Here is a 12,340-nt window from a genome sequence, read left to right on the forward strand (position 1 = left end):
CTGATACTCGAGGGATTGATCAGCGAAATCGTGCGGTGCGCTAAACCATTCGCCAGAGGTGAAGCGACGCAGTGGCGGTAATCGCCTTCTCGACGACCTGTCGAAGAACCTCATTTGCTCTTTCCGGGTCGTTGCCATCGATGAAAGCGATGATGTCGACGCCGTGTGGTCCGGCACGTACTCGGATGTGCTCCACTCCGTTCCCGGGGCCGCACTGGGCGTAGAGCAGATCCCGGAGCGCCATCGGGTCGACGGACGCCGCCGTCGTCAGCGGTGCGATCCGGAGGTAGGCCGCGATCATCGTGCTCACGCTCCCTCTTGCGGGGAAAGCGAGTCGATCCCGCCGAGCGTCTCGACGCCGGCCGGAGAGACGGGGCCGGGGGTGCCCCACCCGAATCCCTCGGCAAGTGCGCTGAACGATTCCTGGCCGATGAACAGCGCGACGGAAACCGCCAGCGCGAGCAATAGGACCAGGATGAAACGTCGAGGTACGGCGATAATTGCGCGCACGGTGATCTGCCTCCCAATGGAATGGCTCGGTCTTTCGGGATTTGTTGCTTGGCTCTGCGCGCTTTCGCGTCGGCCTGAATCGAGCATCCCGGTCCGGTCGGCCCGTGTCATCGGATCCGGCCTGGCGCGACTCCGCCCGGCGGTATCACGCCAGCAGTCCTCGCGGGGCACCGCGAAGATCCCCGGCACGGCAGAATGAGGTGTCGCCGGCCGTCCCCGGGGAGGCTCGATGTTCGATCTGTTAGGTCTGTCCGCGCAGCACGAGATGGTCTACCGGACGATGCTCGACCGGCCGGACCTGAACGTCGCAGGGCTGGCCGCGCATCTGGCCACACCGCTTGACCAGATACGCGAGGCGTTGGATATCCTGGCGGATCTGGCTCTGATTCGGCTGGACCCCGCAGGAGGCGATGCCCGGGTGGTGCGGCCCCAGGCCGGCCTGATGGCATTGCTGGCCAAGGTGGAGGCCGATGTCGCCGTCCGACAGCGGCAGGTCGAGGCGACCAGGGCTGCCATCGCCGCCATCGCCACCGCCCACGACCAGCACAACCTGGTACGGGAAGGCCGCGTTCTCGACGGGATCGACGCCGTCCGGGAGCGCCTCGCGGAACTCGCACACAGCGCGCGGGCCGAGTGCCTGTCCTTCACCACCGGCCGGGGTCAGAGCGCGGACACCCTGGAGGCCGAGGGGCCGCTCAACCAGTTCGCGCTCCAGCGGGACGTGCGAATCCGCAACGTCTACCAGGACAGCTTCCGCAACGACCCGACAACTCTCGCTCATGCCCGTCGCATGGCAAGCCTGGGCGCCGAGTCGCGTACCGCGCCGACACTGCCGATGCGCCTGGTCATCGTGGATCGTGAGACCGCGTTCGTGCCCATCGACCCGGACGACGCACGGCGCGGAGCGCTGGAGTTGCGCAGCCCCGGTGTCGTGGCCGGGCTCGTCGCGCTGTTCGAGCAGATCTGGCGGACGGCCACCCCTTTTGCTGAGCAGACGGCACCCGACGATCAGGGCCTCACCCCGCACGAACGGGAGTTGATCAGGTTGCTGGCGGCCGGCCACACGGACGAGTCGGCTGCCCGCAAACTCGCGATGTCGGTGCGGAGCGTGCAACGCACGATGACGTCGCTCACCGAACGGTTGAAGGCGGCGAGTCGGTTCCAGGCGGGGGTCCATGCCAGCCAACGCGGCTGGGTGTGAGCCTGGCGCCTCCGGCAGTCGATCGAGCGCCTGCCGTGGTCACCGGGCCTGCATCTGGAGGTCACGGTATGACGGCAGGCCGGCGGGGCGACTACTACGTTGCGTCGTTGCTGAGGGAGGATGGGCCGCGTGGAAGCTCTTCGACTGATTCTTCTCTACGTCCATCTGGTCGGCTTCGCGCTGCTGCTCGGCGGTGCGATCGCCCAGTACGTCAGTGGCCGGCTGCGGATCAACGCCGCCATGCTCTGGGGCGCGATCATCCAGATCCTCACCGGCATCGGGCTGTCCGCTCCGCTTCGGGACGGGGACGAGCCGGCCCCGGCGAAACTTGTTACCAAGTTGGTGCTCGCGCTGCTCATCTTCGTCATGGTCTTCTTCTCCCGTAAGCGGGAGGCCGTCAACCGTGGCCACTTCCTCGCGATCGTCGGGTTGACGCTGGTCAACGCTGCCGTCGCGGTGTTCTGGCGTTAGTTCGCCAGGAGTCGGGGGAAGCTCGGGAAAACGGACGTTCGCGACACCACCGCGTACGCCTACCGGGCATGAGAAGTGATGTGCCCCACGCAAGGGTTACACCGGGGTAACGGACGCTCAACAGTCGTGCACGATTGTCGGCCGGTGGGTGGGCGCGGGCGTACGCTCCCGTCCGTAACGTGGGACGCCGGCGGCACACCGCAGGCCGGCGAAGGGCTGCACACCGTGCACGACGCGGTGTGCAAGGGGAAGGAGACGTCTTGCGCTCTGTGCGTGGGATGCGGATCGCCTCCGCCATCGTGGCGGGTGGACTCGTGCTGGGCGCTGCCGCGTGTGGTGAGGCTCCGGACGACGACAACAACGCCGGCGGCGACGGTGGCAAGAAGTTCAGCGCCTGCATGGTGACCGACGTCGGCGGCATCGACGACAAGTCCTTCAACGCCTCGGCCTGGAAGGGCCTCCAGGAGGCGCAGAAGGAGAACGACAAGATCGAGATCAAGAACGTCCAGTCGAAGGCCGAGGCGGACTACGAGGTCAACCTGACCGGGTTCGTCAACCAGAAGTGCGACTTCATCCTGGCCGTCGGTGGCCTGATGTCGGACGCCACCAAGGCGGCGGCTGAGAAGAACCCGAACCAGCAGTTCGGCATCGTCGACGCCAACCCGGGTGTGTCGAACGTCTACCCGATGCAGTTCGACACCGCGCAGGCCGCGTTCCAGGCCGGCTACCTGGCCGCCGGGATGAGCAAGACCGGCAAGGTCGGCACCTACGGCGCCATTCCGATCCCGCCGGTCACCATCTTCATGGACGGCTTCGCCGACGGCGTCGCGTACTACAACAAGGCCAAGAGCAAGAACGTCCAGGTGCTGGGCTGGGACAAGGCCGCCCAGAAGGGCTCGTTCTCGAACTCCTTCGAGAAGCAGGACGAGGGCAAGAAGGTCTCCGACGCGCTCGTCGCGCAGGGCGCCGACATCGTGATGCCGGTCGCCGGTGGCGCCGGCCTCGGCACCACCTCCGCGGCCAAGGCCTCGGGCGGCAAGTACTCGGTCGTCTGGGTCGACATCGACGGCTGCGAGAGCACCCCGGACTGCTCGGCGATCGTGACCACTGTCGTCAAGAACATCCCGGACGCCGTCAAGGAGGCCGTGCTGAAGGCCGCCGGTGGCGAGAAGCTCCAGTCCACCCCGGGCTTCGTCGGCACGCTGGCCAACAACGGCGTCTCGATCGCCCCGTACCACGACTTCGACAGCAAGGTCCCGGCGGACCTGAAGGCCGAGGTCGACAAGATCAAGGCGGACATCGCCGCCGGCACCATCACCGTCACCTCGAAGGCCCAGCCGACCAAGTGACGGTCCCGCCGGCCGCCGCGGTGCGATCATCGGCAGCGGGGGCCGGCGGGCACCAGGTTTGACGATCCGGCCGTCCCGGCGCAACGGGGAAGGTACCCCCAGCGCCGGGACGGCCGATCAGCTTGACTCCCCCGAACATCCCCACCCGGCGTGGTGGCGGCGCGGCAGGTCGCTACGCTGCACCATCGCTCGCACTCCAGGAGGTTGCGCTGAGACTCGAACTGCGCGGCATCACCAAACGGTTCGGTGATCTGGTCGCCAACGACCACATCGACCTGACGGTGGAGCCTGGAGAGATCCATGCCCTGCTCGGCGAGAACGGCGCCGGCAAGTCGACCCTGATGAACGTGCTCTACGGCCTCTACCAGCCGGACGAGGGCGAGATCCTGGTCGACGGCAAGCCGCTGAAGCTCAAGGGCCCGTCGGATGCGATCGCGGCCGGGATCGGGATGGTGCACCAGCACTTCATGCTGGTGCCGGTCTTCACCGTGGCCGAGAACGTGATGCTCGGCGCAGAGCAGGTCAAGGGGCCCTTCGCGGGCATCCTCGACCGGCGGCGGGCCCGGCGCGAGGTCGCCGAGGTCTCCGAGCGGTACAACCTGCGGGTCGACCCGGACGCGGTGATCGAGGACCTGCCGGTCGGCATCCAGCAGCGGGTGGAGATCGTCAAGGCCCTCACCCGCGACGTCGACCTGCTGATCCTCGACGAGCCCACGGCCGTGCTCACGCCGCAGGAGACCGAGGAACTGCTGACCGTCATGCGGTCGCTCAAGGCCGCCGGCAAGTCGATCGTGTTCATCACCCACAAGCTGGGCGAGGTGAAGGCGATCGCCGACCGGATCACTGTGATCCGGCGCGGGCGGACAGTCGGCACCGCCGAGCCGAGCGCCAGCCGGGACGAGCTGGCCGCGCTGATGGTGGGACGCAGCGTCCGGCTGACGGTGGACAAGAAGCCGGCCACCCCGGGGAAGCCGATCCTGGAGGTCGCCGGCCTGGTCGTGGACGACGACCGGCAGGTACGCGCGGTCGACGGCGTCGACCTGACGGTGCACGCCGGTGAGGTGCTCGGCGTGGCGGGCGTGCAGGGCAACGGCCAGACCGAGCTGATCGAGGCGATCATGGGCCTGCGCCCGGTGCTCGCCGGCACGATCAGCCTCGACGGCGAGCCGACGCACGGCTGGTCGACCAAGAAGGTGCTCCGCGCCGGGGTCGGCTACGTGCCGGAGGACCGCAGCGTGGACGGCCTGGTCAAGGAGTTCTCCGTGGCGGAGAACCTGGTGCTGGACATCTACGACCGGCCGCCGTTCGGCAAGGGCCTGTCGCTGAAGCCCGACGCCATCGCCAAGTCGGCGCGGGAGCGGATCGAGCAGTTCGACGTCCGCACCTCCTCGGCCGACGCCGCGGTCGGCACGCTCTCCGGTGGCAACCAGCAGAAGGTGATCGTGGCCCGGGAGCTGTCCCGGCCGCTGAAGCTCTTCATCGCCGCCCAGCCCACCCGGGGCGTGGACGTCGGCTCGATCGAGTTCATCCACAGCCGGGTCATCCGCGAGCGGGACATCGGCACCGCGGTCATGGTGGTCTCCAGCGAACTGGACGAGGTGATCGGCCTGGCCGACCGGATCGCGGTCATGTACCGCGGCCGGATCATCGGCATCGTCGGCCCGGACACCCCGCGCGAGGAGATCGGCCTGCTGATGGCCGGCATCACCCCGGACGCCGCCACCCCGGACGCCGCCACCGCGACCGGGGACGGCCCTGGCAACGAGGACGAGGCATGACCAACCCGAACCCCGTCTCGGGCTCGCCGGACAAGGAGCCGGCGACCGAGGCGCAGGAGTCGCTGAGCGAGGCCCGGGCGACGCCGACCCAGCCGGCCGGTGACACCGAGCAGACGGTGCCCGCCACCGCGACCGCGAAGAAGCCGGACCCGGCCGGGGACAACCGCCCCAGCATGGGCCGGATGTTCCTGGACAACCTCTGGGCGGCCAACACGCTCACCGTGACGGTGCTCGCGGTGCTGCTGGCGATGGTGGTCGGCGCGGTGCTGATCATCGTGTCCGACCCCGAGGTGCTCGCCACCTACAGTTACATCACCGCCCGCCCCACCGACGCGCTGAACGCCAGCTGGACTGTGGTCAGCGAGGCGTACGCGAACCTGTTCAAGGGCGCGATCTTCGACCCGGACGCGGTCGGCTTCACCGCCGCCCTGGGCCCGATCTCGGAGACGCTCACCTACGCCGCGCCGCTCGTCTTCACCGGCCTGTCGGTGGCGCTCGCCTTCCGCGGCGGTCTGTTCAACATCGGCGCCCAGGGCCAGGCGACGATCGCCGTCATCCTGGCCGCCGTGGCCGGCTTCGCGCTGCCGCTGCCGCCCGTCTTGCACCTGCTGGTCGCGTTGATCGCGGGCGCGCTCGGCGGCGCGCTGTGGGGCTTCATCCCCGGCATCCTCAAGGCACGGGCCGGCGCGCACGAGGTGATCAACACGATCATGCTCAACTACGTGGCGGTCTACTTCCTGTCCTGGATCATCGTCCAGAACGGGGTGCAGAACCCGAACCGGGCGGACGCGATCAGCAAGCCGGTCGAGTCCTCCGCGCAGCTGCCCCGCCTGCTCGGCAACGACCTGCGGGTGCACGCCGGCATCCTGCTCGCGGTGGCGGCCACCTGGTTCATCGCCTGGCTGCTCAACCGCTCCACGCTCGGCTTCGAGCTGCGAGCCGTGGGCGCGAACCCGGACGCGGCCCGGACCGCCGGCATCAGCGTGACGAAGACGTACGTGCTGGTGATGGTGTTCGCGGGCATGCTGGCCGGTCTCGGCGGCTCGACCATGGTGCTCGGCACCACCGCCACCGCGTTGACCCCGCTGGTGATCGCGCAGATCGGCTTCGACGGCATCCTGGTCGCGCTGCTCGGCCGCGTGAAGCCGTGGGGCGTGCTGCTGGCCGCGCTGCTGTTCGGCGCGCTCCAGGCCGGCGGCAACCGGATGCAGTCGTACTCCGGCATCTCGCTGGAACTGGTCACCGTGCTCCAGGCGCTCATCGTCATCTTCATCGCCGCGCCTGCCCTGGTGAAGACGATCTTCCAGCTCCGGGCGGCCCGCGCCGCCCGGTTGCAGACGAGCCTCGCGAAGGGCTGGTGAGCATGTCCACCACCGCTGTCCCCGAGGTCGCCGTTACCGCGGTCGACGAGGGTTTCTGGACCCGTAACCGGAAGATCGGCGCGGTCCTGCTGGCGCTCGGTGTGCTCGCGGCGGTGCTGTTCGGCGCGCTCGCGACCGACCAGCACGCGCGGTTCACGCTCAGCGAGACCGAGGGCGGAGCCGCCCTGGAGATCAACGGTACGGTCGGCGCGATCCTGTTCGGGCTGATCACCGCCGCGGCCGGAGGCGCGCTGCTGGCCGGTGTGCCGAAGCGCTGGTTCACGCTGCTGCTCGGCGCCGGGCTGGTCGCCTTCGTGCTGAGCTTCCTGTGCTGGCAGGTCTCGGCCGCGCCCGAGGGCCGCAACTTCATGCCGCTGGTGAACGTCCTCCGCGGCACGTTCATCCTGGCCCTGCCGCTGATCTTCGGCGCGCTCGCCGGTGTGCTCTGCGAGCGCTCCGGCGTGGTGAACGTGGCGATCGAGGGCCAGCTCCTGATGGGCGCCTTCTCCGGCGCGCTGTTCGGCAGCATGTCCGGCAGCGTCTGGGTGGGCCTGGTGGCCGCCGCCATCGGTGGCGCGTTCATCTCGTTCCTGCTGGCCGTGTTCTCCATCCGCTACCTGGTCGACCAGGTGGTCATGGGCATCGTGCTCAACCTGCTGGCGGTCGGCATCACCGGCTTCCTGTACGAGCGGCTGATGCAGACCGACGCGGCGAAGTACAACAGCGCGCCCCGGTTCGGCAACTGGGAGATCCCGCTGCTGTCCGACATCCCGCTGATCGGCCCGGCGCTGTTCCGGGGCAACATCTTCCTCTACCTCGGCCTGCTGCTGGTGCTCGTCATCCACCTGTCGCTGTTCCGTACCCGGTGGGGCCTGCGGACCCGCTCGGTCGGCGAGCACCCGACCGCTGCGGACACGCTGGGCGTGAAGGTGCTGCGGCTGCGCTACCGCAACGTGATCCTGGCCGGTCTGGTGGCAGGTGTCGGCGGCGCCTCGTACACGCTGGCGCTCTACTCGTTCACCAAGAACATGATCGGCGGTAAGGGCTTCATCGCCCTGGCCGCGCTGATCTTCGGCCGGTGGAGCCCGACCGGCGCGCTGCTCGCGGCGCTGTTCTTCGGCTTCGCCGACCAACTCGCCACCTACCTGGGCGCGATCGGCAGCAGCATCCCGAGCCAGTTCCTGGCGATGCTGCCGTACCTGGCGACGATCCTGGCCGTGGCCGGGCTGGTCGGCAAGGTCCGGGCGCCGGCCGCCGACGGCAAGCCGTACATCAAGGGCTGACCGCCCGCCGCGACACAGTGCCCGGCGGGGCGACCCGCCGGGCATCGTCGTCTCCGGCCGCACCCGCGACCGATCGGCGTTGATTGGGCAGAATGGGGGTTGTGATGGAGATCGACTGGGAGCGGCTTCGTACCGCCGCCACCGAGGTCATGCGGCACGCCTACGTGCCGTACTCGAAGTTCCCGGTGGGTGCCGCCGCGCTCGTCGACGACGGCCGGGTCGTGGTCGGCTGCAACGTGGAGAACGCCGGATACGGCGTGACGCTCTGCGCCGAGTGCGGCGTGGTCTCGCAGCTGCACGCGACCGGCGGGGGCCGGATCGTGGCGCTGTCCTGCGTCGACGCCACCGGTGAGCCGTTGATGCCGTGCGGCAGATGCCGGCAGTTGCTCTGGGAGCAGGGCGGGCCGGAGTGCCTGGTCGAGGCGAAGGGCGGGCCGCTGCGGATGGCGGAGCTGCTGCCGCACGCCTTCGACGTGGCCGACATCGAGGCGGTGACCGGCGAGCACCCGGTGCCTGTGGTGCCGGACCGGCTGGCCGCCTGGCGGGGCCGGGGCACGGTGTTCGTGCACCCCGACCTGTCGGCCGGGCAGCAGGTCTGGACGGCGTACTGGGAGCGGTCGTCGGGTGACACCACGGACGCCGAGACCGGCGTGCTGGAGGAGGGCTCGACCTGGGACGACCCGGCCGAGGCGATCGAGTGGGGGCTGGCGCGGACGCCGCGCGTGGTGGTGGTGGACGCCTCGGGCACGATCTTCTGGGCTGGTGAGGGTGAGCCTCCTTCGGAGATTCCGGTTCGCTGGGGTTGATCCGTGGTTGCGGTGGGGGCCGGGGCCGACCGTGCCCGGCTCCGGGCGGTCAGGCTTGATCCCTCCGCCGGGCACGGTCGGCCCCGGCCGGACCTGGTCATCGTTCGCGGGGTCGGTGCGGCCACGCGCAAATACTGATTGGATCATCAGAAGTGAGTGTTTTCACGGCGGTTGACGTCATCCGGGCGAAGCGGGACGGGGGTGTGCTGAGCGACGGGCAGATCGACTGGGTGGTCGACGCGTACACCAAGGGTCTGGTCGCCGACGAGCAGATGTCGGCGCTGGCCATGGCGATCCTGCTGCGCGGCATGACCGCGCCGGAGATCGCCCGGTGGACCGCCGCCATGATCGCCAGCGGCGAGCGGCTCGACCTGTCGCCGGTGTCCCGGCCGACGGTGGACAAGCACTCCACCGGCGGCGTCGGCGACAAGATCACCCTGCCGCTGACCCCGCTGGTGGCCGCGTGCGGTGCGGCGGTGCCGCAGCTGTCCGGCCGGGGCCTGGGCCACACCGGCGGCACGCTGGACAAGCTGGAGTCGATCCCGGGCTGGCGGGCGGCGCTCACCAACGACGAGTTCATCGCCCAGCTCCGCGACGTGGGCGCGGTGATCTGCGCGGCCGGTGACGGACTCGCCCCGGCCGACCGCAAGCTGTACGCGCTGCGCGACGTCACCGCCACCGTCGAGGCGATCCCGCTGATCGCCAGCTCGATCATGAGCAAGAAGATCGCCGAGGGCACCGGCGCGCTGGTGCTCGACGTGAAGGTCGGCTCCGGCGCGTTCATGAAGAACGTCGACGACGCCCGTGAGCTGGCCCGCACCATGGTCGAGCTGGGCGGCGCACACGGCGTGCGGACGGTCGCCCTGCTCACCGACATGTCCACCCCGCTCGGCCTGGCAGTGGGCAACGCGGTCGAGGTGACCGAGTCGGTGGAGGTGCTCGCCGGTGGCGGTCCGGCCGACGTGGTGGAGCTGACGCTGGCACTGGCGCGGGAGATGCTCGACGCGGCCGGCCTGCCGGACGCCGACCCGGAGGCGGCACTGCGGGACGGCCGGGCGATGGACGCCTGGCGCACGATGATCCGGGCGCAGGGCGGTGACCCGGACTCCCCGATGCCCGTCGCGAACGAGGTCGAGCTGGTCACCGCCACCGAGGACGGGTGGGTCGCCGAGGTCGACGCGTACGCGATCGGGGTGGCCGCGTGGCGGCTGGGCGCGGGCCGGGCCCGCAAGGAGGACCCGGTGAGCATCCCGGCCGGCGTGGTGCTGCACAAGCGCCGCGGTGACCGGGTGCGCGTCGGTGACCCGCTGTTCGAGCTGCGTGCCGAGCACGCCGAGCGGATCCCGGCCGCGCTGGCCGAGGCTCGTCGGGCGGTTCGGATCGCGCCGGACGCGCCGGACGCGACGCCTCTGGTCGTCGAGCGGATCGGCTGACCGGGACCGGCCATGGTGCCGGCCCGGCCGGAGCCGCTATCCTCCCAGGCCAGGGGGGATCGGCCGGCGACGAGCCGAGGTGAGCAGACAGGGGCTTGACCGTGCGCGTACCCGCTCCCGATCCCCGGGCCGTCCGAGAGGCGAGCCTGGGCGAGTTGTCCCGGCTGGGTCTCCCGCTGCCGCCGCCGCAGTTCCCGCTGGTGTGGGAGCCGGGCGACGAGATCGAGCTGCGTCCGACCCCGGAGATCGAGGCCCGGATCGCGGTGCTGCACGTGATCCTGGCCCGCTGCTTCGGGATGCCCGCGCAGGCAGCGACGGGCTGGCTGCTGGAGTCGCACCTGGTCGACTCGGTGACGCCGCCGGAGTGGCAGTTCGTGATGGGCGGCCGGGGCGACCACAGGTCGTTCGTGCTGCACCACGACGCCCTGTTCTCGCTGGCCTGGGTGCTCGGACTCGCCAAGGAGCTGGACCCGACGGTGCCGGTGGACGAGCGGCTGGTCGAGCGGATGCCGAATCTGGTCGCGGGGGAGACGTTCGGCCAGTGGCGGGCCCGGATCCTGGCCGCGCCGCAGCATCCCGGCGACGCCGCGGCGCTGCTGGACCTGCACTACTGCCTCGACTGGGCGTACCTGGAGACCGAGAAGGCCGGTGGCGCGCTGCCGGGGCTGGTGGACGCCAACGCGATCGGGCAGCGCCGGTGGGCGCTGGAGTGGGCGGTGGTGCTGCGCGGGCCGTACCACGACGAGCCGCCGGGCTGGGAAGAGGTCGACCTCTCCACCTGAGCTCAGCGCGGGCGGTGCACGCCGAGCCGGACCGAGAGCGTGACCGGCACCGGCTCGGGCAGCGCGGCGATGCGCGCGGCGAGCTGTTGCGGGTCGGCGTGCCAGGCGCTCGGTCCCATCCCGACGAGCGTGGTGACCTCGGCGCGGGTCAGCGCGAGCCGGGCCCGGTGCCCGGTTGCGGACTCCTCGGCGAAATGGGCGCCGAGGCTGCCGGCGACCCGGTCGGCCTTGTCCGGGTCCACCCGTAGCAGGCCCAGCGCGTCGACGAGTTCGGTCAGGTGGTCGGCGGCCGGAGTGACCACCAGCAGCGCGCCGCCCGGGTCGAGCACCCGGTGGAACTCCGGGCCGTTGCGCGGCGCGAACACGTTCAGCAGCACTGTGGTGGACCGGTCGGTCAGCGGCAGCCGCTGCCAGGTGTCGGCGAGCGCGGCGGCGGCCCGCGGGTGCGCCCGGGCCGCGCGGCGCAGCGCCGGCTTGGAGACGTCCAGGGCCAGGCCGACGGCGTCCGGCAGCGCCGCCAGCACCGCCGCGAGGTAGTGCCCGGTCCCGGCGCCGGGCTCCACCACCAGGGGGTACGGGTCGGAGCCCGCGACGCGTACCGCTGTGGTGGCCAGCGCGGCGGCGACGGCGTCGTAGTGACCGGCGGCGAGGAAGCCGGCGCGGGCGGCGACCATCTCGGCGCTGTCCCCGGTGTGCGGGGCGCGGCCGGCGAGCAGGTTCACGTATCCCTGCCGGGCGATGTCGAAGCTGTGCCCGCGCGGGCAGCGCAGCGCGCGTGCGGTGCCCGCTGTGGTCTCGGTGAGCGGCTCGCCGCAGACCGGGCAGCGCAGCCGGCCGAGGATGCGATCGTCCACGGCTCAGTGCTCCGCTTCCGGCCGGCCGGTGAGGCGGCCGGCGAGGTGGTCGATCACCCGCTGGCTGAGCGTGCCGAGCGCGGACACCTCGGCCGGGGTGAGCCGGTCGATCAGGTGCCGGCGGACGGCCGCGACGTGCCCGGGCGCGGCGGCTTCGACGGCCCGGCGCCCGGCCGGGGTGAGCACGACGACCGAGCCGCGGCCGTCGGTGGCGCACTCCTCCCGGGTGACCAGGCCGCGTTGCTGCATGCGGGAGATGTGGTGGGACAGGCGGCTGCGGGACCAGAGCATCCGGTCGGCGAGTTCGCTGAGCCGCAGCCGCTGCTCCGGGGTCTCGGACAGGTCGCTCAGGACGTCGTAGTCGGGCTCGGAGAGGCCGGTGTCCTGCATCAGCTCCCGGGCCAGTTCCAGGTCGAGCAGGCGGCGCATGCGGCGGTAACCGCGCCAGGCGCGGTCCTCCTGCTCGTCCAGCCAGCGCGGTTCGTCCATGAACCGATCCTATCGGTGTTGTT

13 protein-coding genes are annotated in these 12,340 nt (G+C 70.8%); 9 read left to right on the plus strand and 4 right to left on the minus strand.

Annotated features, from left to right (window positions below; all coding sequences use genetic code 11):
• Window positions 1–40: 40 nt before the first annotated feature.
• The gene (locus O7622_RS07955; protein WP_282314079.1) at window positions 41–301 is read right to left on the minus strand and encodes a hypothetical protein; all 261 of its coding nucleotides are present in this window, start codon (window positions 299–301) and stop codon (window positions 41–43) included.
• Window positions 302–306: 5 nt separating this feature from the next.
• Window positions 307–621: a hypothetical protein gene (locus O7622_RS07960; protein ID WP_282312625.1), complete on the minus strand. Its 315-nt coding sequence runs from the start codon at window positions 619–621 to the stop codon at window positions 307–309.
• Window positions 622–739: 118 nt separating this feature from the next.
• On the opposite strand from O7622_RS07960, the gene O7622_RS07965 reads away from it, so the two are divergent.
• The 9 genes from O7622_RS07965 to O7622_RS08005 all read left to right on the plus strand — a co-directional run bounded on the left by O7622_RS07965 (window position 740) and on the right by O7622_RS08005 (window position 10,974).
• Entirely contained in the window at window positions 740–1,711 is a 972-nt protein-coding gene (locus tag O7622_RS07965; RefSeq protein ID WP_282312626.1) for a helix-turn-helix transcriptional regulator, read from the plus strand.
• A 129-nt stretch (window positions 1,712–1,840) separates the two neighbouring features.
• Window positions 1,841–2,182, plus strand: a complete 342-nt coding sequence (locus tag O7622_RS07970) for a hypothetical protein (RefSeq protein WP_282312627.1) — start codon at window positions 1,841–1,843, stop codon at window positions 2,180–2,182.
• 278 nt (window positions 2,183–2,460) lie between these two features.
• The gene (locus O7622_RS07975; RefSeq protein ID WP_282314080.1) at window positions 2,461–3,531 is read left to right on the plus strand and encodes a BMP family ABC transporter substrate-binding protein; all 1,071 of its coding nucleotides are present in this window, start codon (window positions 2,461–2,463) and stop codon (window positions 3,529–3,531) included.
• A 122-nt stretch (window positions 3,532–3,653) separates the two neighbouring features.
• Window positions 3,654–5,309 carry an ABC transporter ATP-binding protein gene (locus tag O7622_RS07980; protein ID WP_348774056.1) on the plus strand — a complete coding sequence of 552 codons (1,656 nt, stop codon included), beginning with the start codon at window positions 3,654–3,656 and terminating at the stop codon, window positions 5,307–5,309.
• Entirely contained in the window at window positions 5,306–6,670 is a 1,365-nt protein-coding gene (locus O7622_RS07985; protein ID WP_282312628.1) for an ABC transporter permease, read from the plus strand. Before O7622_RS07980 ends, O7622_RS07985 begins: the two co-directional genes overlap by 4 nt.
• Window positions 6,671–6,672: 2 nt before the next feature.
• Window positions 6,673–7,953, plus strand: a complete 1,281-nt coding sequence (locus tag O7622_RS07990; RefSeq protein WP_282312629.1) for an ABC transporter permease — start codon at window positions 6,673–6,675, stop codon at window positions 7,951–7,953.
• Window positions 7,954–8,057: 104 nt separating this feature from the next.
• Window positions 8,058–8,759 (plus strand): cytidine deaminase, encoded by a 702-nt coding sequence (locus tag O7622_RS07995; protein WP_282312630.1) that lies wholly within the window; start codon window positions 8,058–8,060, stop codon window positions 8,757–8,759.
• 152 nt (window positions 8,760–8,911) lie between these two features.
• Complete coding sequence (locus tag O7622_RS08000) at window positions 8,912–10,192, plus strand: thymidine phosphorylase (protein WP_282312631.1); 1,281 nt, start codon at window positions 8,912–8,914, stop codon at window positions 10,190–10,192.
• Between the two features lie 101 nt (window positions 10,193–10,293).
• Window positions 10,294–10,974, plus strand: a complete 681-nt coding sequence (locus tag O7622_RS08005) for a DUF4272 domain-containing protein (protein WP_282314082.1) — start codon at window positions 10,294–10,296, stop codon at window positions 10,972–10,974.
• Between the two features lie 2 nt (window positions 10,975–10,976).
• Here O7622_RS08005 and O7622_RS08010 read toward each other — a convergent pair whose 3' ends face one another.
• Together O7622_RS08010 and O7622_RS08015 are read right to left on the minus strand one after the other, a co-directional pair.
• A complete protein-coding gene (locus O7622_RS08010) occupies window positions 10,977–11,828 on the minus strand; it encodes a putative RNA methyltransferase (RefSeq protein ID WP_282312633.1) in 852 nt (283 codons plus the stop codon).
• Between the two features lie 3 nt (window positions 11,829–11,831).
• Window positions 11,832–12,317, minus strand: a complete 486-nt coding sequence (locus O7622_RS08015; RefSeq protein WP_282312635.1) for a MarR family transcriptional regulator — start codon at window positions 12,315–12,317, stop codon at window positions 11,832–11,834.
• Window positions 12,318–12,340: the final 23 nt, after the last annotated feature.

The sequence above is a fragment of the Micromonospora sp. WMMD1076 genome, assembly GCF_029581475.1.
Taxonomy (GTDB): Bacteria; Actinomycetota; Actinomycetes; order Mycobacteriales; family Micromonosporaceae; genus Micromonospora; species Micromonospora aurantiaca.